This is a genomic window from Halobacillus sp. Marseille-P3879 (assembly GCF_900240285.1).
In the GTDB taxonomy this organism is placed as follows: Bacteria; Bacillota; Bacilli; order Bacillales; family Halobacillaceae; genus Halobacillus_A.
Genome location: NZ_OESS01000003.1, coordinates 539491 through 562855, shown reverse-complemented (window position 1 = coordinate 562855; position 23365 = coordinate 539491). Strand labels below are relative to the sequence as shown.

The window sequence follows — 23365 nt, the reverse complement described above, 5'->3', positions numbered from 1 at the left end:
CCGCAACGACGGGAATCAAGACAATGCTTTTTTAATTAAATTTTCCCATAATTCTGTGACCTTGCCCATCTGCTTCTGATCGATTTCATTACGGTACAGAAGCCGTTCGTAATAGGTCGTTAATTGACGCATGTCATTTGATTGGTAGCGGGCATCTACCTTGCGGGAAAAGTCCCGAAGTGTCTCATGAGACCTTCGTTTTAAGTCTCTTTTCTCGAGGAGCTTCAATAGAAATAGAAATGCTTGTTCAAACGTCTTCCGATTAGGATTATTTTTTAACTTACGGTCGTGATAGGCTGCGAGCCAGCGGAACCTTGTAAAGTAAAGAACAGCTGCTCCGAGAAGCAGGATTCCACTGGTAATCCACAGCGGGACCAGACTGCTGCTCCCGTCTCCGCCTGCAGCACTATTATCTTCTTCAGATTCTGCGCCTTCCTCTTCAGCTTGCTGGTTCGGGTTTGCCGGATCCTCTTCATCAGCTCTCGAAGATTCCTCATTTTCTTCTTCTGTCTCCGGATCACTATCGTTGTCACTTTCCACATCCAAATAAAAATCCGTATTGTTAGAGAACCCTTGAGTAGGCTCAAAGGGTACCCACCCCTGGTCAGGGAAATAAACTTCTACCCAGGAATGGGCATTGCCGCTTGTTACTTCATATACATTAAGGTCCTCTCCATCGATCGTCTCGGTTCCGCCTGTCGTTTCCCCTCCCGTAAACCCTTTTACCCACCGGGCTGGTATGCCTTGAGAGCGAAGAAGCACGACCATTGATGTTGAAAAGTTATCACAATAACCCATTTTTGTTTCAAATAAAAATTGGTCAACATAATCCTCATTTTCTTCAGGAACTTCTACATCTTCCGTGGAATACTCAAAACCATTGGCTGCAAAATAGGCTTCTACTGCCTTTGCCTGATCATAACGGTTATCTTCCTCTTCAATGATCTGCTCCGCAAGATTACCTACTCGGGCAGGAAGATTATCGGGCAGCTGTGTATATTGTTCCCTTATTTCTTCTGGATCTTCACTGTCAGCTTCACGTAATTCGTTATATTCAAAAGAAGGAGCATCGTACTCGAGCAGATATTCTTCTACCTGCGTCATGCTTCCATCTCTAATCGTGTCTATTTCCCCCGTGTTACTGTGAAGCTCAAGTATCGTATTATTCGGTAACTGTTCTATGGAACGAGCACCATACGGGTAAACGAGTTTATTAAAATTAGCTTCGGCAGTGAAATTTAAATAAGTGGAACTCTCTTCGGTTTCTACTTGATCGGTAAAAGTTTCAAACTCTAGATCATCAGGAGAAACGGCACTCTTCTCACCATCCAGGGTATCTTCCCATCCTTTTCCTGTGTACGTATCTTTTGACTCAATTCTCCAGTACTGTTCCTCCTGTGCAAAAGCTTGAAAGACAGGGGTATCATCTTGAACGAATCCCCCGCCCAGCCTCGAATCATTTTCACCATAGCCGACCTTCTGCACAGGGCCGCCTGCTCCGCCGCCTGGGCCAGCTCCCGGATTTCCGCTCGTTAAGTAAGGAACAGGATCCGGCCACTGAGGAGTAAGCTTAGGTGATGAATAGCCTATGAATAACGAGAAAATGATCATCCCGGCAAGTGGGATTAACCAGATAAATGAAGCCGAGTTACTTTTAAAGGAAATCTCTTCTTTTTCCATTTCTTTATAAAAGTGAGATAAGCCAAGAGAAATCATAGCTAATGTAAAAGTACGGATAATCGCCCATTTTCCTTCATATATCGTAAAAGTATCGACTACCGTAACATAAATAATTGTTAGTAATACAAAGACCAGCATCCGTTTAGCGACAATAAACCAATAAAACAACAGATAACTCATCAACCATAGAAGGACCAGAAAAAGCATACTCCTAAACATAGGAGTCATCTGCCACCACTGCTGCCCTTGAATCACCTGAATGTTATACAGGATTTGATCATAAATAATCGTGAACCAATTGCTGCTGAATATACGCTCTCCAATGTAAAGACCATCTATAATAAAGATAAGTCCTAAAAGTTTCAAAGGAACAGATACGACCCAATTCAACTGTATAAATGAAATAAAAAAACAAAACGCTGCATAAATAAAAAAGATGCTGACGTTATTAAACTCTCCAATAATTTCAAGCGGACGAAGCCATTCCATAAACAAAAAGAAACCGCTGATATAGATGGCAATCTGATAAAACCGCTGGTGTGTGGATGTGAGGTTCATTATGTAATCACCTCAAATTCCGGCTTAGTTAATTCTTCTTCTGTAAGCAAATTCACAATCACTTTGTTATTAGAAAGTTTTTTAATTAATTTATGGTCTTCAAAATCCATCAGGTCCTTAGATCTTACAAAGAAGAACACCACTTTTTTACTTTTTTGAGCCAGCCTGGTCATCGTTTCGACCAATTGATGGTCCAGCTGATGACTAACAAATAAGAGTACGATACCTGATGGAATTTGAGAACGTTCTTGTTCAACTTGTTTAGCAAACGAAGTCTGTCCGATATCTTTAATCCCTGCTAAGTGACGATGAATTTGGTCTTTATGCTGATAGTCCTGCTGAAAAGAGTAATACCTTTTGTGATCACCGAGTGTCATAAAGGCAAGCTGCGAAGACTTCTTTTGCAGTTCCTCAAGCAATGAAGCACTAAACTCCACAGCACCTTCAAAACTGAGCGGAGTAGTACTGCTGCTGTGAACACCGTTTAAAATCAGCAGCATGTCTACGCTTTTTTCCTGTTCAAATTCCTTTGTCATCATCTGGTTACTCTTTGCTGTATTTTTCCAGTCAATCCAGGAGAATCTATCCCCCGGTACATATTCTCTTACCCCTGACACAACATTGGTGTTTTTTTCATTCAATTTAAAAGAGGGACTTGCTCCCTGTTCAAAGCTGTATGCTTTCTCGGTAAGCTTTACAGGTCTGTGGTAAGGAAAAACAAGAAATTGCTCGTCCAGATCATAAATGTACTCCTTTTTAATAAAACCAAAGAAGTCGCCTGTTTTCACACGCAGTGCTTTTAAATGATGTTCTCCTCTTGGGACCTTTTCGAGCTGATACCGGTAGCTGATGCGACGCTTAAACCAGGGGAATGATATTCTCTTTACCTGCCTCATTTCCCTGGTTGCGGAGAAATCACCCATTTGCCGGTATTTTTCTATGTGTATGTCTCTATACATCAATGACTTAGGTAAGTATTCTTCGATTACACAATAATACATTGGAAAAGGAAAACGCCGGTCAATCGTAATCTTTACATCTATTGTTTCCCCTGCTGTTGCAGCTCGTTTGGAAAGATGTCGCGTGACTTCCCATTTATCCAGACGGTAAAAGGTTAAAGCTGTCATATAGAGTAAAAAAGGAAGAAAACTATAAAATAAAAACCAGCTTACAAAGCCTCCCTGAAACATAGCGTAAGAAAAAAGAACCGCAAACAGCAAAGAGACAGTGATGAGTCTCGCTGTAAAATGAAAGGTTTGTCTCATTCACTTACATTCCTCTGTACAGGTACAGTTATATTGGAAAGAACCTCAGAAATAACCTGCTCTGGAACTGCCCCTTCGAACTTGCTTTCAGATGTCAGAATAATTCGGTGGGAGAGTACATATTCGGCTAAAAACTTAACATCATCCGGAAGGACATAATCCCGATCCTGAACGAATGCATATGCTTTCGCTGCCTTCATTAAAGCAATCGATCCACGGGGGGAGACACCCAGATACACGCCTTCATGGGTTCTTGTGCCTGTGACTAAGTCAACAATATAGCGATGAACTGTGGAGTCCACATATACCGACTCAACTTCTTTCTGCAACTCTGTCAGTTCCTCCCTGCTGATAACCGCTTTCACTTCATGAATTGGATGACTGCCGGACGTACGAGCCAGCATTTCCATTTCCTGTGTCGCTGTTGGATAGCCCATTTTCAGCTTTAATAAGAAACGATCCAATTGAGCTTCAGGAAGTGGGTATGTTCCTTCATACTCAATAGGGTTCTGAGTAGCCATAACAAAGAATGGGCTTTTAAGCGGCACCGCTTCTCCATCAACCGTAATATTCGTTTCTTCCATACCTTCAAGTAAAGCAGACTGGGTCTTTGGGGAAGTTCGATTAATTTCATCTGCAAGTACTATATTCCCAAGGATAGGTCCTGCACGAAACTCGAACTCGAGCGTTTTTGGGTTATATATCGACACACCGGTTACATCCGAAGGTAATAAGTCAGGGGTGAATTGAATCCGTTTAAAATCGCAGTCCAGTGATTTAGCTAACGTCCGAACAAGCATGGTTTTTCCAACGCCAGGAACATCTTCCAACAGTACATGCCCTTTTGCCAGTAAAGCCACAACACTTAGTAAGGCTTCCTCATCTTTTCCGATCATAACTCTATTAATATTCTTTAAAACTTCCGATATTTTTGGATGATATAAGAATGCTTGATTACTCATTTACTCAGATCCCCTCACTTCTGCCTCACTATTTTCTGAAAACTCACTCATACTCTAACTATACTATATCTATAGTCTTACGACAAAACTTGTGTGTTTAGGTATTTTTGTAAATGAAGCTGTCTGATTATGCTGTATTTCCAGGGAAATATTAATCGAGATTCTCGTATGTCACTAATTTTAACGGTTGTAACATTACCGTAACAAACGTAAAAAACAATAGGAGTTTAAAACCTTGTCAACCCACTTGTTTTTCCAATTATTATGCGTCTTTTCCTTGTAATTCCAATTGGTCATAAAGATATAAAAAGAAGAAAATAAAGGTAACCCTTGTCATTACAATGCTAAGACGATAATTTCCTCTTCTAACCTTCTATAAACAGCACTCTTAAAATACATTTTCTTCATTTTCTAAAATCAACCAGAATTATTACATAAAGTAGATGATAGGATTGAATTGTTGAAAAAACAAAACTTTTCAAGGAGGAATACGAACATGAAAGTGAAATCACTGATTGTTACAGGAGCACTTGCCCTTTCAGTACTGGCAGCTCCAGCTACTTCTCTAGCTTCCACAGGGGATAGCGAAGTAAAAGTAAATCAACAAACTATTAATATAGAAGGTGCGCTTGAGTGGGTTAGTCAAAATGAAGATGCACTTAAATCTAATAATCTTCAACAAATAGATATTCAGGCACTTCTCGATCAAATGCAGCCTGAACAGCAGGAAGAAACTCCTGAGCAACAGCCTGCTGAACAGCAAGAAGAAGCTCCTGAGCAACAGCCTGTTGAACAGCAAGAAGAAGCTCCTGAACAACAGCCTGTTGAACAGCAAGAAGAAGCTCAACCAGCAGAACAACAACCTGCTGAACAAGAAGCTTCTAAAGAAGACACAGCTGAACAAGAAGAAGCAAGCTCTGAAGTATCTGAGTTTGAACAACAAGTAGTAGACCTGACCAACGAAGAACGTGCAAAACAAGGTCTTGAACCTCTTGAGTTAGATGTAGAACTTAGCGGAGTAGCTAAAGATAAGTCACTGGATATGCAGCAAAACAATTATTTCTCACATGACAGCCCGACACATGGGTCACCGTTTGATATGATGAATGAATACGGTATTGATTATACAACTGCCGGTGAAAACATTGCCAGAGGACAAACTTCTCCTGAAGAAGTTGTTCAAGGGTGGATGAATAGTGAAGGTCACCGTGAAAATATTATGAATGAATCATTTACTCACATTGGTGTTGGACATGCCGAGGATGGTAACTACTGGACTCAAATGTTCATTGCTAAGTAATAATAATATTTTGTTGACACACCCGCCGGGACTAATTGTTCCGGTGGTTTTTTTATTTTCTTTAACCTGTTTACGAAATCCCTTCTGCCCTTCTATATGGATAAACAGACAGGATATTTTCTTTATGGAAGCTTCTGACCTCTCTTTTTAAATAGCAGAAGGCGAGCACCGTCGCCACGCGGCAGTCTAATACTCTAATTACACGTTGTGATATCCTTCCATCCGCAGCTAAGTAAATGATTTCTAATTTCTCCTTGCTTTTTTCCGCTTTCTTAAGCTGGCTCTCCATAATATTCACCCCTTATTACGAACATTTGTTCTTATTATATGTATTAATTACTCTCCTATGCAAAAGAAATGTTTGCCAGCATTAATTCTTAGGTCTAATGGATGAAATTCACAATTGTTGGTTTATTGTCCGCAGCTCCGGTAAAAACAACATTTATAAGTTAGAAATTTTAACTAAAAGGAGTGTTTTAAATGAAAAAATGGTTCTACTTCTTAATAACGCTTGTTTTATTGGTACTAGTTACTGCCTGTGCTGAAGATGAAGGCAAGGATGACGCGCCGGATACAGGCGATGAGCAGACGTCTACGGAGCAGGAATCCAACAGTGAAGAAATAGAAGATAACGGAGACTCAGAAATGGTAACAGCTGCTTTGATAAATGGGGACGGAGACGAGGTCGGAACGGCTGAATTGATTGAGCAGGATCAAGAGGTTCTTATCCACCTTGATGCTTCTGAACTTCCTGAAGGCAAACATGGATTTCATATCCACGAGAGCGGCCATTGTGAAGGACCGGATTTTGAATCGGCAGGAGGTCACTTTAACCCGACAGAAGTAAGCCATGGGACAGAGTCAGAAGATGGGCCTCATGCAGGGGATCTTGGAAATATTGAAGTAGGTGAAGATGGAACAGTTGAGCAGGAAGTAACGGCTGAAGAGGTTACGCTTCAAAGTGGTGAAGACCATTCCTTATTAGATGAAGACGGTACAGCACTAGTGATCCATGCGGAAGCTGACGATAATGAATCACAGCCTTCCGGGGACGCAGGTGCCAGAATTGCATGCGGTGAAATTAGTGATCAGGATTAATAATAGAAAAATTCAGCTTGCAGAGGAACCCTGGTTTCTCTGCAAGCTTTTTTACTGCTCCTATCTACAGGTGGAAGTTCCCCCTCAAGAAGTCTCCATAAGTACCTGCTCAAAAAGCGAAATGTCATTAAAAAAGGCAATAGGACGGTCGAAATTTCGGTCCGACTGGCTTTCCCTTTGACAAGAGAAGTTTTTTAAATCTTAAAGGTTAATTCTAATTGAATTCTTTGTGAGCAAGGACATGCTGAGTTACATAGATATAAAAAAGGTGGTTCAGCGATCGTTCTCGATTAACTTTACTAGAAAAAATCATTTCGGCCGCTGAAGAAAATATCAAATAAACTATATGAAATGCCCGTTCAAATTTATTTAATAAATTTTAAAATCTATGCGCAATCACTATACCATCCTGCAAGTGCAAACATATGCTACGAGTGTAACATATCTTATAATCCGGAGGTGCTTATTAGATGCAAGCAAAAAATTTAAGCGGTGGTCAAGAACTACTTTGTGTCAATGTAGATAAGGTTTACGATTGGGTGGTAAATGAGGCTTCTTTCGATATTAATATTGTCGATGAAGATTTACCAGAAGGGTTGGACTGTGATGATTTTGATCCTGCAGAGGTAACTTGTACAGTTACTCCTGAAGACGTCGACATTTTGACTCGTGAGGATCGCACATTCATCATCGACGGTATTGAAACAACTTTACAGTTAGTCAATATCCGTAAAAACTTCACAGTAACTCTTACAATCCCTACTACTACAAACGGCGACGAAGAAGTAGAATTGGATTTCTCCCGCTGTGAACAAGTAGTGCTCTGTGCTCCAGCAGGGACAGAAATTGATGTGACATACACAGACTCTGACTGTTTCGTATGTACATTTGACTGTGACCCTGGTGACACTGATACAGATCCAACATTTGATGCTTCAATCAATGTTAATCTTTGTCAAAGCATTCAGTCTACGTTCCCTGTTACAGTTGAACTAGTTACTGAATTCTGTGAGCCTAGAGACATTCTTCCTACTCCTTGCCCGTCTCCTGTTAGACCGCCACAATGCCCAGTGGTATTCCCTAACAACGGCAACGGTAACGGTGGAGAATAAAAAAATCTATGAAAAAGAGGAAGCAATATGCTTTCTCTTTTTCTTTTTATTCAATCAACTTAGTAAATCCCACGATAAAGGGGTTCCTGCTTTTATTGTTTGACCAGCCGTTTTCCCTATCAGTATTTCAAGATATTTAGGCGGAAGGCCGTAACCTGGACGAATCGCCTTTACGTTACTTTTAGAAAAAGTTTCTCCTTTTTTCATATCTTTCACTACATATAGGGAACGCCGGTATTTTTGGGAAGAAACTTCACTTTTAGTAGGACCGTAAGTAATCTCTCCAAGCGCCTGCCATGCTCTTTTTGTTTCGTCCACCAGTGATTTAAATTCATCCGGCTCCATAGAAAAGGCAGCGTCCACCCCGCCATCTGCCCGTGAAAGAGTAAAATGCTTCTCGATAACAGTGGCACCTAACGCCACACTGGCAACGGCTGCTCCTGTCCCTAACGTATGGTCGGATAAGCCCACCTGGCATTGAAACAGGTCCTTCATGTGAGGGATGGTTCGGATATTCGTATGTTCAGGGGAAGCGGGATACGTACTTGTACATTTAAGTAAAATTAGATCATGGCACCCTTCTGCCTTTGCCGCTCTTACCGCTTCGTCCACCTCTGCAGCACTGGCTAATCCTGTCGATATAATCATCGGCTTCCCGGTTTGAGCCACCCTTTTAATAAGGGGTAAATCGGTATTTTCAAATGAAGCTATCTTATAACACGGGACGTTTAACTGCTCAAGAAAATCTACTGCTGTTTCATCAAAAGGAGAGCTGAATGCCAACATTCCGAGCTCCCGGCACCTCTTAAAAATAGGTTCGTGCCATTCCCAGGGAGTGCAGGCCTTTTGGTATAACTGATAGAGAGACTGATCTTTCCATTGACGATCGCCACTGATAACAAAATCGCTGCGTGACAGGTTTAAAGTCATCGTATCGGCTGTATAGGTTTGCAGCTTTAAAGCATGAGCCCCCGCTTTTGCAGCAGCCTCCACAATCTGTATGGCACGGTTTAGCGATTGATTATGATTCCCTGACATTTCCGCAATGATGAAAGGCGGAGCGTCAATTCCAACCTTACGTTTTTGAAGAAGAATGCTGTTCATGCCCTCCGCCTCCTAATGCCTGGATAATCCCTTTTTTCGCTTCAGGCCATGCGTCTTTAAAATGCGCCATCGGGATAACATCCATATACTTTCCGTTCTTTAAGGTGTGATTAATGAATCGTCCTTCTTCCATAAATCCGAGCTTTTTATGAAATTGAAAGCTTCTTTTATTGGAAACAAGTACTTCGGCACATAGTTTGTGCATAGATTGCTCTTCAAAAATAAACTCTAGAGCCAGCAGCCCGAGCACCGTGCCTGATCCTTTAGGTGCAGAGCTCTCTCCAATATAAAAACCCCAATAGCACTTACGATGATGGTGATCAATCCTGGAAAAGTTAACGAGTCCTATCGGCTGATTTTTATAATAGAGCAGTTTCACCATAGTATTTTGACCACTGCTCACCTTGTTGTACCAACGCTCATGCTCTTCCATTGTTATTTTATGATCTGTATACATCGCCTCACGAATGGCTTCTGAATTTCTCCATTTGAGAACAGCAGGAAGATCTTTCTTTTCTAAGTCTCTTAACTCAAAATGGTGGACATCAATCATTCCAGCTCCCTCCAGCATGCAGCGGACCACCGATCCTTCCTCGACCCCTTGAACCACATTCCACGCGGATTCTGCCATCTCCTTTACGCGGATTGGCTGCTGCAAAAAAGATGATAAGGTAGAGACGATATCTTCTTCCGCGACATTTTTACTCGATCCCAGACAAACCAGAGCTCCCTTCTCAGCCATGTATGATAGAATACCAGATTGATTAGAAGCGGTTTGAATGGTAATGGCAGGCAAACCTAAATAACAACGCTCCCACGTTGATGTCCCGCCTGCTCCAAAAGCGAGATCAGCTTTCTGCATGAGGTCGGCCATGTTATTAATTTGACAGTAAAAATTACACCCTGGCATCGACTCACACATTTGCTTGACTTCATTTTTTCTCGGGTTGCTTGATCCAACTACCACATCCACCATTAAATCTTTTCGATTTAACCGTCTGATCGCAGCTAATACTTTCTGTGTCTCATTCGTAGGATCAGTCCCGCCAAACGAAACGAGCAGACGTTTCACTATTCCATTACGGCTGATGGCCCTGGTTTTAGCATTAATAAATTCATCGCGTACGAGCATATATTTTGGCCCTAGTAATTTCACTGTATGTCCGGGCACTAAGTCTTGATAACGGTGATGGTAGTTTTTGTATAAATTTTGATCAACCAGCAGATCACAATCATGGACTCGATCAGCCAGATCATCTATGACCATAATCCGGTCAGTATAATTCCTTATAGAACGCTCCCACTTTTCACCAATTGCATAATGGTCTACAACCAGCCAATCAGCCTTAATATACTTCTCCAATAAAGCTGACGTATGTTTGCAGTCAGTCTTCCAATCTACTTCCAGCCAGGAAGAATAAGGAATAGAACGGTCTTTATTAAAATGCTCTTCTACAGGGGAGGGCAGCGTATACACGCGGAAGCCGTTATCTTGTATCTGCTGAATCATATTTCCTCGTAAAAGCCGGCATATAAATGAAACACCAGCCCCCTTTCTTCTTAACTGGTCAGCCAGTGTTAAGCACCTCATTACATGGCCTGATCCTATTTCAACCGACGCGTCCGTTCGTATAACGACTTCCACTCACCTTCACACTCTCACGATTTTTTTTGATCGATGTGACTATTAATAAGGGCCCACTCCGGGTTTCGTTTAACAATCTCCAGAGCATCTTCTATAGTGAAATCTGGTTTCGATGGATACAAACAATTGATCATTCTCTTAACCAATTGAAAATCTTCAGGGGTATCCACCGTCCAGCGATGATGGCTTTCGTCTCTTTTATAATTTATATTAAACGTCGAAAACTCCCCTAAATGATGGTGAATATAACCTGTGACATGCTCGCGCTCTGACGGGTTTTTCGCTTTTTCATTACAGTGTTTTAACGCAGCCATGGACAGCACCTCGGTGTCCATTCCTCTTGGAAATGTACGTGATAAAGTATTAGATACGTAACAGTATTTCCCTTTGGATCGTGTGTAATGATTTATGATCGAATCTATCACCGCTGGATCAATTAAGGGGCAGTCGGAGGTCAGGCGGACAACCACATCTGCGTGGTACAGCTGTGCGGCTTCAAAGTACCGGCTGAGAACATCCTCTTCAGAACCGCGATATACTGGTACAGAACGGTCCGCGGCGAATTGATCAAGAATATCATCATTCGATTTATTAGTCGTTGCAATAATCACTTCATCAATCAGGGCTGATCGACGTACTCTTTCTAATTGAAAGTCAAGCAATGGCCGGTCGAGTACTTTCTTTAGCACCTTTCCAGGCAGACGGGTTGAACCCATCCGCGCCTGAATAATTGCTGCTACCTTCATACCATCACCCCGCATAATGAGAGATTACTTTTTTCACTGCTTTAATCACATCTTTTACATCAGATTTCGTCATAGATGGAAATAATGGAAGTGTAATGATTTCCTCGTAAACTTCCTCAGCTACCGAACAAAGTCCTCTTTCATAGCCGGCCTGCTGATAGTATGGCTGCCAGTATACCGGGATATAATGGACATTCACTCCGATGTTTTCCTCTGTTAAGGCTTCAAACACGTCTTTTCGGGTGCCTGTGAGCTGGTCGAGCTTTAAACGAAGAATATATAAATGCCAGCTTGAATCACAGCCTGATTTCATCATAGGACGAATTACCTCGCCGACATCCTCAAAAGCTTTATTATACATATCGGCGTATTTTTTTCTTTTTGCTATAAAGTGGTCTAATTTGTTGAGCTGACTATGACCTAAAGCCGCCTGCAGGTCTGTCATGCGGTAGTTAAATCCTAATGTCTGCATTTCGTAATACCACGGCCCGTGAGATATTCCGCTGAACTGCTCTACTTTACGGGTCATCCCATGGTTTCTAAATTGAATGAGTTTCTCATAATAATCTTTTCGATTGGTGGTGATTACTCCGCCTTCTCCCGCTGTTATATGTTTCACCGGATGGAAGCTAAACATCGTCATATCACACAGCGACCCTACGTCCCTTCCTTTGTAACGCGCCCCTAATGCATGGGCAGCATCCTCAATTACAGGTATGTTACGAGCCTTTGCAATAGAGAGAATGTCATCGTAAGCAGCCGGCTGACCAGTAAAATCTACAGGAATAATAGCCTTTGTCTTCTCCGTAATCAGTGACTGGATGGAAGTTGGAGAAATGTTGTAAGTATTGGCATCAATATCTGCAAATACAGGCATAGCACCCATGTACAGCGCACAGTTGGCACTCGCAAGAAAAGTCATCGGTGTAGTGATCACTTCATCATTTTTCTTCACGCCTGCTGCAAAACAAGCCGCATGGAGGGCAGCAGTTCCGCTCGAAAAGGCCACACTGTAGTTTGCTCCGACATAATCGCTGATCTTTTGTTCAAACTTATCAATCTCAGGACCAGTGGTAAGATAATCACTTTTTAAAACTTTCACGACCTTCTTAATATCTTCTTCATCAATCGACTGCCTTCCATAAGGGAGATAGCTTTCTCTTACTGGCTTACCCCCATGCACTGCTAACTTCTTCGTCATGATGAATCCCTCATTAAATCAAATTCGTGGACTTAATCCACTCTTCTGTCCGTGTAATCCCATTTTCTAAACTATACAGGGGCTTCCATCCCAATAGTTTTTCTGCCTTATCATAATTACAAAGGAGTTTCTGAATTTCACTTTGAGGGTGGATATGAGTGACATGCTTGATTTTGTTCACATCTTTAATAATTAAGCTCGCTAAATCATTAATTGAAATATCACGACCAAGTCCTGCATTTAGTATTTCTCCGTCAGCCTTGTCAGAGTACCCTGCTTCGACGACGAAACGAGCACAATCTTCTACATACAACAAGTCCCTCGTTTGGGTACCGTCCCCATAGATTTGAAGTGATTTTCCTTCCAGTTTATTTTTTATAAAGATAGCAACTACCCCGCCTTCCCCTCCCGTCTTCTGAAAAGGGCCGTACGTATTGAACGGGCGGACGACGGTTGTCGGCATACCATAGGCAAAGAAGTAGGAAAGGACCATATTTTCTGCTGCTATTTTGGCTCCAGCATAAGGCGAAGCCGGTTTTACAGGGTCTGTTTCCTTAATGCCTGCAGGAGATGCTGCACGGTCATACACCATGCACGTACTCATGAACACCAGCTTAACATTATGTTTCTTACATTCCTCTAAAACGTTAAAAGTACCGACAGTGTCATTATCAAAAGTCGTCTGAGGATCATCAATACTATCCTGTACGTTTATGCTTGCTCCTAAATGATAACAACAGTCAAAAGGCTTCAAAAAAAGATCTTTCAGCAGAAGAACATCTTTAATATCACCTTGAATGAACTCTTTGAAATTTTTACGGCTTAAAAATTCGTCGACATTTTCAATTCGGCCATTTGATAGATCATCCAGCACCCACACGCAGTGCCCGTCATCAAGTAGCTTCTTAACCACCCACCTTCCGATAAATCCTGCCCCTCCAGTTACAAGTACATTCACCTCATCATCCCCTTCTTTTATCCCTTCAGACCAATCCTATTAAAAAGGAAGAAAGAATATTCATAAGAACAAAAAAGAGACCCAACTCAAAAAGAGGTTGGGCAAAACTGAATAAAGCATAAAATAATCCGAATGATTTTGTAGAAATCAGTTCGGATTATTTATGTGAAAGAGAATTCACACCATCGCTCCGTCAAAATACTTCGCTTTTAAGTGGGCACGGCCTTAAGCTTCCTCGGAAAACAAAGAACGCTTTCCTGCGGGATCTTCGCCTCGTGCTGTTCCCACAGGAGTCTACGCATTTTGACTACGCTAATGCTCTGCGTATATATTATTCAGTTTTTATCGTTCGTTTTTTTTCTGTCATTGCTGGACTTATGTCTCATCTTCATTTGTCAGTTGGTCTATCAAACGCATTAATCGATTACCTGATAGCTGCTGGGTATCATAGGCGGAGGACAAAAACTTTTCCCTTATCTTTTTTTCATAAGTTTTCATCGTATCTTCATTAAAATAACGTTGGACGATCTCAGCCAGCTTAACAGGGTTATTGTGTGTCAGCCCGCTTAATCCATAATAATATCCTGTATAACCTGGAAATTCTTCATTTAATATAAAAACCGGCTTGCCTGCAAGCATCGCTTCCAGCCCTACTGTAGATGAATATACTACAACCGCGTCTACGTGGTGCAGGAGGTCGTACAGGTGAAGGTTTTGAGAAGGAAGCGCCTGAGGTACATCAATCGTCAGTTGATGGGGCTGAGAACTGGGAAAATCTTTAATGAGTATATTAAATTTCTCATCTTTAGCTAATGCTTCAACGAGCTTTCTCCACCGGGGGAGGTCCTTATTTCCCCTAACGACTACTAACACAGTTTTTTTTGCCGGCTCAAGTCCAAGCTGTCTTACAAATTCACCGTGACCGATTGGTTTGTTTAAAAATATTTGATCGAACCGCGGATGGCCAATGACTTCAACAGCACTATCTTCAATGCCCTTCTGCTTATACCATACCTTCTCAAACGTACCATACACGGCATCAACTGTGGCTATTTTCGGTAAATAGCCGAACTCACTTGAAATAATTCCATGCTGCATGCAAACCGTTGGAATTCCCTTTTTGGCAGCTACTATGGAAAGGGTGCGGCTTTCAGGATAATGAGTAGAAGCCACCACTATACAGGACACTGTCTCACTTCGGAATAGTTTGTTTGCTTGTTCTACGCGGTGAATAATTTTTTTAAGCTGCATTAAGAAAACTTTACGGAACTTAGGATCACTGTACAATGGATGGTTAGGAAGTGATTTAAAAATTTTCTTCGCCTGTGATTGAATGACCTTAACTGCTGCAGATACTGAGCTTGAATCGTTAGTGAATTCATCGAAATAGTGAACGGGGATGTTTCCATCTTTCTCTTTTCTGACATACCCTTTTTCTTTAGGAGGGTTTTTTCTATCTTTAATAATCATAGTGGAAGATGGAGAGAAGTATTTCATGAGAACGGGTGTAGGAAATCGAATCAAATTGTAAACATCGTGAATTACGATCTTCCCCTTATTATTTTTTGACTTGTTTTTATTGGTGTGTTTTTTAATGAAGCGATTAAACCGCGCCTGTACGTCAGCATTGCTTTCTACCTTGTTCTTTAAAAGCAGGGTAAATGCATCCTGGTCCAGCCTTTTCATTAAAGGTGCATATTTAATTAAACTTCGATAGTGACAAAGGTAAGGCAGGGATATACCTTTGTACTTCAGCTCTTCAAAGCGGTCCAGAAAATCTAAATAAAGCGACCAGTAATTTCGTTCGTACGTATTCAATTTACTCCCTCCTTTCCGTGGGTATCCTGTAACTTAGCTTTCTTTAATAAAGTTCTAAATGATGTTTTCATTTTTTAATAACTTTCTAAGCTCTTTATAAGAGATAGGCGTTTGATCAATGGAGCTGTAAGTTTTGTTCTGGGCCTGCCTTGCACCTGGATAGCTGCTTTTGTTATTGCCCGGCAGTACATACATATCCGGCAGCTCGAGGGCTGTCAGGGATTCATCAAACGTCATCAGCTCTTCATACATTTTTTCTCCAGGACGTAGACCAATCTCCCGGATAGTTACATTATTTTCATTCATTTGCTCGGTTCTACAAGTCTCTTCAATCACTAAAGAAGCCAAATCTCCCAATAAGATAACAGGCATCTTTAAAACAAAAACTTCTCCGCCCTTTGATTCCTTTAATGCCTGGATCGTCAGCTCGGTGGCTTGAGTAAGAGTCATCATGAAGCGAGTCATTTGTGAATCTGTAACTGTAATTCTCTGCTGTTCAATAATTTGTTTCTTAAACAATGGAATCACAGAACCACGTGAACCAATTACATTGCCAAAGCGAACACTGGAGAAGATCGTTTTCGATTTTCCTTTTCTCAGTTCAGTCGCCGTCATCAACCTTTCAGCGATCAGCTTCGTGGCCCCATAAGTATTGGTAGGCGAAATAGCTTTATCAGAACTTGTAAACACCACTTTTTCAACTTCGTGAGCTAAAGCGGCGTTAATTACATGATACGTGCCTTTTACATTAGTAAGGATGGCTTCCTGAGGGTTGGTTTCACAGGAAGCTACATGTTTCATCGCAGCTAAGTGAAACACGTAATCAACGCCTTTCATTGCATGCGAAACTCTGTCATAGTCACGGACATCTCCTAGTACAAATGTGAGGTTAGCCTGTTGATCCCATTCATGCTGCATTTGAAACTGTTTATATTCATCACGGCTGAATATGATAATTTCAGCCGGGTCGTCTTCAAGTACATAGCGGACGATACTTTTCCCAATCGTTCCCGTTCCTCCAATAACTAGAATACGTTTGTCTTTGAAATACACATTAGCTCCTTCTTTCCTTTCTAATCTCTTCTTTTCATCATATGGAAGAGTGCCTTACGGGTTCTATTAATCTAATAAAATAGTGATGAATACCAGGCCTCTACACCTCTTTTATAGTATGCACTCTGCTGGAATTGGTATGGTTTTATGTTTAAATCAAAAAAATATGAAACAAATGCGGATAGACGGAAGCAGGGGCAGGTTAGACCGCCTACACCCCTGCTTTCCTCTTCCATTCCTGTAACTCTATTTTCTGCTGTTCATCCAAGTTGCTCAGACGAGCTTCAAATTTTTTTCTGGCTTGTTTATATAAAGCAATATCATTATTGTTGAGTCTTTTTATTTCTTTAATAATGTGAGGGGGGATGTCCTGTGCTTTTGGGCGATTCTGTGTAATATTCAAATGTTCAATCTTAATGTCGTGCCAGCCAAAATATTTTTTTATAAAAAATAGAGATTCACTAAATCTCTCTGTTAACCCAACCTCTTTAAAGTACTTCTTTAAATGAGCATTGGCTTTCTTTAACCCCTCCGGATCTCCGCCCGATAAATAGCGAGTCGCCAAATTAACTGTCCGATAGCGGATACTGCGAATATCTCTTTTGTGATATTGTTTATTTCCTATTCCATCAGCTTTCATATAAGTCAAAAATTCTTCAAAACTCATATCTTTTACCTGTTCATGTAAGGGATCCCGTTCGTAGCTCTTAATATAGTAAAATGTCGAAATCACCCGTTCTACAGGATCTCGAAGCATTGTAAAAAAAACAGGCTGCTTCTTTAATTTTTTAAAATGTTTGCCATGCCATACGAGTATTTCTTCCTCCTGAGCCGCTAAGATATTCCACATCGTCTTGCCACCTGACTTAGGAATATGCAAAAAACAGACCAACTTTTCCAGGTCTAGTTTCTCCTTATTAAAATGAATCACTTGTCTCTTCCTTCCCCTTCTTATTCAGCGTTACGGCTATGATATTATAATCTGCGCTCCCCTATTATGTGTGGGGAATAGAGCCAGCTAGACTTAATACAATCAACCATTTTCATAACCATCGACGAAATGCGGCATATAGTATTCATAATTGAATAGAAAAGAGGGTGAATCATGCGGGATGGACATCGTTATTGTAACCCTGCTCCTAACAGGCATGTTTGTTGTACTCATTAAACAATGGGCCCCTCCCGATCTCACCATGTTTGTTACTCTGTCCGTATTCCTGCTGACTGGAGTCATTACTCCTGAAGAAGCCTTTCGAGGATTTGCCAACACTAGCGTCATTACAATTGCCCTACTTTTTATTATTGGATACAGCGTATTTAAAAGCGGTATTCTTATTTCCTTGCTTCAACAATGTCTGAACCGGGAGGATAAGCAGCCTGTTCTCTTATTAAAAATTATGTCGCCAGTTGCCATACTGTCAGGAATTATGAATAATACACCGATCGTATCAATGCTTACACCTTCAATAACCAATTGGGCAGGAAACAATCAGGTCCCACCTTCTAAGCTGCTCATTCCTTTGTCTTATGCAGCGATTCTAGGAGGTTCTATCACGCTATATGGTTCTTCCACAAACTTGATTATTCATGGACTTTTAATAGAAGAAGGGCACCCTGGATTTACAGTTTTCGAATTTTCCTTAATCGGAATTCCTCTCACTCTATTAGGAGTGGTTTATGTGAGTCTTATAGGTTCCTTATTACTTCCAGACCGTACCCCTGGTAACCAGCGGCAGAAAGCTCAAAGCGAAGTCCCCTTAACAAAATGCCAAACAGGGATCGTGTTCCTCGTAATCACCATTATGATTGGCTCCGTCGCTTTTCATCTCACCTCTCTTGTAAAAGCCGCTTTAGCAGGAGTCATCATTTTACTAGTTACTAAAGTAATCCGCCCTTCTGAGGCAAGAAAAGCAGTCAACGGGAACGTCTTACTACTCATGGCTTCTGCAATTGGAATTGGCACTGCCATTGAAAAATCCGGAATTACGAAGCTGCTCACTACCGCTTTTATGGACCTTTACCCATTCATCGGATTAGCGGGGGTCATATTGCTTCTCTATTTAGCTACGATGATTCTTACAGAAATATCCCACAACATTGCGGCAGCGGTCCTTATGTTTCCCATTGGTCAGTCAATGGCAGACCTGGTCGAAGCAGATCCAAAAATGTTTGCAATCGTAATTGCCATTTCTGCATCCTGCAGTTTTATTACTCCGATCGGCTACCAAACCAATGTCATTATTTTTGAACCGGGGGGTTATCGATTTAAAGATTTCATCAGAGCTGGAATCGGACTGAGTATTCTCTGCGCCGTTTGTACAGTGGGACTCGCATTATTTATTTGGGGGTGAAAAAAGTGAATAAACACATTAAGTGGCATAAACCATTATTATCTAAGGAAGACAGACAGAAAAGAAATGGTCATAAAAGTTTAATCGTCTGGCTTACAGGATTGTCAGGCTCAGGCAAATCGACGATTGCCAATCTCGTCGAGCATCAGCTGTTTAAAGAAGGCATCCATACATTTTTGCTTGACGGAGACAATCTGCGTCATGGCATTAACCATAATTTAGGCTTTAGTGAGGAAGATCGAAAAGAAAACATCCGAAGAATTTCAGAAATCGGCAAGCTGTTCGTTGACAGCGGGATTGTCGTTTTTGCTGCCGCCATATCTCCTTACAAGGAGGACCGAGAAGCAGCACGACAACGGTTTAAAGAAGAAGAATTTATTGAAGTGTATGTAAAATGTACGCTTGAAGAATGTGAGAGAAGAGACCCTAAAGGCCTTTACGAAAAAGCCCGAAATGGAGAAATTAAAAACTTCACCGGTATATCTCAATTGTATGAGGAACCTTCAGATCCAGAAATAACAATAAATACTACAGAGCAGCCCATCGAGAAATCAGTCCATCAGTTGACACAATATTTATTATCTAAACTGAAAGGAATAGAGTAAACGTGCTCCCCGATAGGCAGTGGGATAATCTAGGCAACAGACTTAAAAAAGCTGACCACCTGATGGTTCAGCTTTTTAAGTCATTAATCAACTTCAGCAGAACATCCGTAGATTTTTTCTGCTGTAGCTCCAGAGGATAATGCCTGGCAAGGAACTCTGTTTTTATTATCCCCTTTTTTTCCCTGAAGTGATGAAGGATGTGTTTTACTAAAGTTACAGGATGATCATGGACCATTTCTTGTAAAGAGTCAAAGCAGGCCGGCAGCGGTTCACCTGGAATATTCCATATAAAAACAGGTTTGTTTGCGATCAATGATTCTAAAACTACTGTCGAGGGATAACTGACCACTATATCTGCAGCTGCAATCAAATCATATAAACCAATCCCGGCACTCAACTGGACTGAAGGATACATTTTTTGTAGTTTTGTGATCTCTTTTGGATTACCGCGGGCTTTTACTATAAGCTGAAACGTGTCGTACTCAGTCAAGCTTTGAATAATGGCTCTTGGCACGCTGACTTCCTCATGATGATGGATGAATAATATGGTTGCTTTACGAGGATTGAAACCGAGCTTAGAGAGTGGTGCCGTCTTTTGATTCTTAATTTCGTCAAATCTTGGATGCCCCGTTATTCTTATTTCATCAGCAGGGATTCCTTTTCTTATATACCAGTCAAGCTCGTAATGTCCGTAAACAGCCAGGTAATCAGCCGCTTTAGGTAAATAGCCGAATTCCAGACCTATAATTCCGTGCTGCATACATACAGAAGGAATTCCATACTTTCTCGCTGACAGCGCCAGTGCACGGCTTTCACAAGAATTCGTAGTCCCAAGCACCAGGACATTCAACTTTTCTTTCTGCATGACAGACTCTGCAGCAAAGACAGCCTGTAATAACCGTGGCAGTTCCTTGATTAGCCGCTTCTTAAAAACTGCATTCCCTATAAGCGGATGATTAGAATGCTTTGAGAACAGCCGATACCATGCTTCTTTATATTCTTTTTCCATTTCTTCCGTCTCTTGCTCATAATCTTTTAAACTGAGAATGGGGATTCCTGATTTCTCTTTTTTGCTGCGGCTTTTATTTTTAATCAGCAGGGTATGAGCTGGAGGGAATTGGTTCATAACGGAGGGGGGAAACCTGAGCAGATGATCATGAAGAGCTATTTTCCCTTTTACCATCTTTCTTTCTCCATTAGGAAAATATTCTTCGAAGAATTTCTGTACCTGTTCTTCCGTTTCGAGTCTATGAATTAAGCGACGCTCAAATGTTTCTTTTTTTAAAGCTGTATGAAGAGCAGGGATTTTCTTAATATGCTCATAAAAATGGCTTAGCAGAACAAGGGGATAGCCTTTAGGAGCTTCTTTAGAAAATAATTCAATAAAGTCGAAATAAAGAGCCCAGTAATTTTTTTCATAATGGTTCATGGCTTTTGCTCACCTTCCATTAATCGATAGATCAAATAAATGGGTCGCGGCTTCCTTAATTCTAATGATAGACTCTCTGCCTTCAATTTGATCCACTGATTTAAGAAAAGCCCTGACTTCTTCTATCTTTAACGAGGGAAATCGATGTTTAAAGTGCTTTCTCCTTATTTTAGGAACCTGAACATTTTTAAAGGGAGATGGAGGGACCGGCAGTTCACTTAACAATGGCAAAATAGCTTCATGAGCATAGGGCGTTTGTTGATAGTAAGGGTTTAGAAAGCGAGTTCGTTTTTTCTTTCCTGGATGTTCAACATAATAAATGAGCTCTTCAAGCGATGATGCCTTTACACCAGCTGAATTAGGCAGTACGACATCATACCTGGCGTCTTCAAAAGGCACGTAAGAAATAACCGGTGTCTCAAGCAGTACGGCTTCGATCCCAGTCGTACATCCATTGTGAATGACAACGCGGGAAGCCGTGATCCATTCGGTGGAACAACCATCGTTTCGTACAATAACATTCTTATAGGAAGCAAGCTCTTTTTTATAGGACTGGAGACCTTCTGAGGGGTGAGGCCTAACCACAATTTTTTCTGAGGGAAACTGAATACTTAACGCTTTCACCATTTTTAAAAAAGCGAAATACAGCTTCTGTATATAAGCTGCCGCATCCGTATCTTCTGCTGTTTTGTTCTTCCCTCGAAAATGGTTATATAAAGCGAAACGTGTGTTAATTAATATAAAATCTCCATACTGCTCCTGTAACACTTCTGCTTTCGCTTCATAAAGTGAACGATATTTCTTCTTCAACAAATCAAACCGTGGATTACCGGTAAGGTAACATCGATTCACAACCTCAGGATAAGCCTGGACAATTGTGTCTTGCTGGTAATGCCCCCAGCAATACTCCTGAGCAATCAAGGGCATCATCTTTTCGTTCATACGCTCCTTTATATACTTAGAGGGGTCGTGAAATATAAACCCTTCTTCATCAAGCTCAACAATTGTATGGTTTGCTCGATGAGCTTTTGTCACCACTCTCCTCCGATATCGTTCAGAATACCCTTTTGAAAAGAAAATCCCAGGGCCCAATATTATAGACGCTTCTTCCACCATAAGCTGCTCTCCGATAATTACCCGATATCCTTTATGAAGGGCATAATAAGTAAACAAGAGTTTTGCATCTAATTCTCTTGCCTTTATTTCAATGGGCAGGTAGATGATCTTTTTCATCGGTTGAGCAGACCTCACGTGAATTCCTCCTTCTAACGCTTTCTTCTATAAGCCTATTCGTTATTTGAACGGGCAGACCTTCTAATCAAAGAAAAAAGCTGCCCAGCTTAAAACATGATATAAGAAGCAATAAGATAAACGACACTTATCACTAAGGATGGGGCTGCGTAGCGCATTGAATTTGAAATTGCAGGCCTGCGGAGCAGATAAATAACCATCAGGGTCATAAATACAACAAGCAGAGCCATAAATACGTGGGAAATTCCTGCTGCCTTTAAAATCGCTCCTTCCCGATAGAGGATATCGGTTACTACAAGCAGCTGCATATTAAAAACATTACTGCCTAATATGGCTCCAATCGCCATTCCATAATTAGAAGCTTTAAACGCGGCAAGTACTGTGACAAGTTCAGGTAACGAAGTAGACGCTGCTATAAGAAAGCTTCCTACAAAGCTGGAATCCATCCCTGATACTTGGGCGAGCTGATCCCCTGAAATAGACAAAATGCTTCCCGCCACAAAAACCACAACGGCCAATAGAAAAAAGCGAACAACAGACTGACGTAAACTATAGGACTCTGCCGGGCCCTCTATGTCCACTGCTGCTTCATTCTCTGCCGTATTATTTGATAGAGATTTAGTCATGAAAATATATAAACCTGCCATGAGAAACATTTCAATTCCAATTCCGAACCATTCAATTGATCCAGGAATAATTAAAGCTGCTATCACAATAAACATAAAGACTAACCCACTCACTACTGCAGGCATGTGTTCTCTATAATCTACACGCTGAAACAGCTTTCTCCTTCGATAAATTATATCCACAACGGCCAGAATTAAGAGATTAAAGACATTACTTCCGATCATATTCCCAACAGCTATATCAGGGTTATCAATATACACAGCGGTTAAGCTCGTTGTGAGTTCAGGTAAAGATGTAGCCCCCGCTATCAAAAAAGTCCCGACAGCTGCTCCGCTTAACACAGACTTTCTGCTGATGATATCCCCGAAAGTGTTAAGCTTAATAGCCGCTATGACGACAACTGCAGCAGCGAGCAGAAATATTGCATAAATCATAGTACTTCTCCTCTCTTAAACGACCTCTATGACAATTAACGAGATCCTGATACATTATTTTCTATAATGGTCCCCCATCACTACTTCTCTTGTTGAAGTTACTATTCCCGTCAGTGTAATAATTAAGCGGCAAAACATCCCCTTCAAATGACACCAAGAGAATAGTCC

At 41.2% G+C, this 23365-nt stretch carries 20 protein-coding genes; 5 read left to right on the top strand and 15 right to left on the bottom strand.

The window, feature by feature from the left end:
• Positions 1–15: 15 nt before the first annotated feature.
• The 3 genes from C1A12_RS17130 to C1A12_RS17120 are packed head-to-tail and all read right to left on the bottom strand — an operon-like array spanning position 16 to position 4465.
• Positions 16–2238 (bottom strand): transglutaminase domain-containing protein, encoded by a 2223-nt coding sequence (locus C1A12_RS17130; protein ID WP_101845786.1) that lies wholly within the window; start codon positions 2236–2238, stop codon positions 16–18.
• Positions 2238–3503, bottom strand: coding sequence for a DUF58 domain-containing protein (locus C1A12_RS17125; protein ID WP_101845784.1), 1266 nt, complete (start codon positions 3501–3503; stop codon positions 2238–2240). Before C1A12_RS17125 ends, C1A12_RS17130 begins: the two co-directional genes overlap by 1 nt.
• A complete protein-coding gene (locus C1A12_RS17120; protein WP_101845782.1) occupies positions 3500–4465 on the bottom strand; it encodes a MoxR family ATPase in 966 nt (321 codons plus the stop codon). The genes C1A12_RS17125 and C1A12_RS17120 overlap by 4 nt, the downstream gene beginning before the upstream one ends.
• A 496-nt stretch (positions 4466–4961) precedes the next feature.
• On the opposite strand from C1A12_RS17120, the gene C1A12_RS17115 reads away from it, so the two are divergent.
• On the top strand, positions 4962–5765 hold the full coding sequence (locus tag C1A12_RS17115; protein WP_101845780.1) for a CAP domain-containing protein: 804 nt from the start codon (positions 4962–4964) through the stop codon (positions 5763–5765).
• Positions 5766–5835: 70 nt separating this feature from the next.
• Here C1A12_RS17115 and C1A12_RS17110 read toward each other — a convergent pair whose 3' ends face one another.
• Positions 5836–6054: a hypothetical protein gene (locus C1A12_RS17110; protein WP_101845778.1), complete on the bottom strand. Its 219-nt coding sequence runs from the start codon at positions 6052–6054 to the stop codon at positions 5836–5838.
• A 191-nt stretch (positions 6055–6245) separates the two neighbouring features.
• On the opposite strand from C1A12_RS17110, the gene C1A12_RS17105 reads away from it, so the two are divergent.
• Positions 6246–6863 carry a superoxide dismutase family protein gene (locus tag C1A12_RS17105; protein ID WP_101845775.1) on the top strand — a complete coding sequence of 206 codons (618 nt, stop codon included), beginning with the start codon at positions 6246–6248 and terminating at the stop codon, positions 6861–6863.
• Positions 6864–7402: 539 nt separating this feature from the next.
• Positions 7403–7975, top strand: coding sequence for a hypothetical protein (locus C1A12_RS17100; RefSeq protein WP_306417018.1), 573 nt, complete (start codon positions 7403–7405; stop codon positions 7973–7975).
• A 54-nt stretch (positions 7976–8029) separates the two neighbouring features.
• On the opposite strand, the gene pseI is transcribed toward C1A12_RS17100, so the two are convergent.
• From pseI to C1A12_RS17060, 8 genes are all read right to left on the bottom strand, one after another.
• Complete coding sequence (gene pseI, locus C1A12_RS17095; RefSeq protein WP_101845771.1) at positions 8030–9079, bottom strand: pseudaminic acid synthase; 1050 nt, start codon at positions 9077–9079, stop codon at positions 8030–8032.
• Positions 9051–10724, bottom strand: coding sequence for a UDP-2,4-diacetamido-2,4,6-trideoxy-beta-L-altropyranose hydrolase (gene pseG / locus C1A12_RS17090; RefSeq protein WP_101845769.1), 1674 nt, complete (start codon positions 10722–10724; stop codon positions 9051–9053). The genes pseI and pseG overlap by 29 nt, the downstream gene beginning before the upstream one ends.
• Before the next feature lie 14 nt (positions 10725–10738).
• Positions 10739–11470: a cytidylyltransferase domain-containing protein gene (locus C1A12_RS17085; protein WP_101845768.1), complete on the bottom strand. Its 732-nt coding sequence runs from the start codon at positions 11468–11470 to the stop codon at positions 10739–10741.
• Between the two features lie 4 nt (positions 11471–11474).
• On the bottom strand, positions 11475–12674 hold the full coding sequence (pseC, locus tag C1A12_RS17080; RefSeq protein ID WP_200816622.1) for a UDP-4-amino-4,6-dideoxy-N-acetyl-beta-L-altrosamine transaminase: 1200 nt from the start codon (positions 12672–12674) through the stop codon (positions 11475–11477).
• A 10-nt stretch (positions 12675–12684) separates the two neighbouring features.
• Positions 12685–13629: a dTDP-glucose 4,6-dehydratase gene (locus C1A12_RS17075; protein WP_101845764.1), complete on the bottom strand. Its 945-nt coding sequence runs from the start codon at positions 13627–13629 to the stop codon at positions 12685–12687.
• Between the two features lie 375 nt (positions 13630–14004).
• Positions 14005–15447 (bottom strand): hypothetical protein, encoded by a 1443-nt coding sequence (locus C1A12_RS17070; protein ID WP_101845762.1) that lies wholly within the window; start codon positions 15445–15447, stop codon positions 14005–14007.
• Between the two features lie 54 nt (positions 15448–15501).
• Positions 15502–16500, bottom strand: a complete 999-nt coding sequence (locus C1A12_RS17065; RefSeq protein WP_101845761.1) for an SDR family NAD(P)-dependent oxidoreductase — start codon at positions 16498–16500, stop codon at positions 15502–15504.
• A gap of 211 nt (positions 16501–16711) precedes the next feature.
• Positions 16712–17431 carry a sulfotransferase family 2 domain-containing protein gene (locus tag C1A12_RS17060; RefSeq protein ID WP_101845759.1) on the bottom strand — a complete coding sequence of 240 codons (720 nt, stop codon included), beginning with the start codon at positions 17429–17431 and terminating at the stop codon, positions 16712–16714.
• A 181-nt stretch (positions 17432–17612) separates the two neighbouring features.
• Between C1A12_RS17060 and C1A12_RS17055 the strand changes: the two genes are divergently transcribed.
• Together C1A12_RS17055 and cysC are read left to right on the top strand one after the other, a co-directional pair.
• Positions 17613–18851, top strand: coding sequence for an SLC13 family permease (locus tag C1A12_RS17055; protein WP_101845758.1), 1239 nt, complete (start codon positions 17613–17615; stop codon positions 18849–18851).
• A gap of 5 nt (positions 18852–18856) precedes the next feature.
• Positions 18857–19456, top strand: a complete 600-nt coding sequence (gene cysC, locus C1A12_RS17050; RefSeq protein ID WP_101845756.1) for an adenylyl-sulfate kinase — start codon at positions 18857–18859, stop codon at positions 19454–19456.
• A 67-nt stretch (positions 19457–19523) separates the two neighbouring features.
• Here the strand turns inward: cysC and C1A12_RS17045 are convergent, their stop codons facing one another.
• The 3 genes from C1A12_RS17045 to C1A12_RS17035 all read right to left on the bottom strand — a co-directional run bounded on the left by C1A12_RS17045 (position 19524) and on the right by C1A12_RS17035 (position 23197).
• Entirely contained in the window at positions 19524–20885 is a 1362-nt protein-coding gene (locus C1A12_RS17045; RefSeq protein ID WP_101845755.1) for a hypothetical protein, read from the bottom strand.
• Between the two features lie 9 nt (positions 20886–20894).
• The gene (locus tag C1A12_RS17040) at positions 20895–22136 is read right to left on the bottom strand and encodes a surface carbohydrate biosynthesis protein (protein WP_101845753.1); all 1242 of its coding nucleotides are present in this window, start codon (positions 22134–22136) and stop codon (positions 20895–20897) included.
• A gap of 89 nt (positions 22137–22225) precedes the next feature.
• On the bottom strand, positions 22226–23197 hold the full coding sequence (locus tag C1A12_RS17035) for a sodium:calcium antiporter (protein WP_101845752.1): 972 nt from the start codon (positions 23195–23197) through the stop codon (positions 22226–22228).
• Positions 23198–23365: the final 168 nt, after the last annotated feature.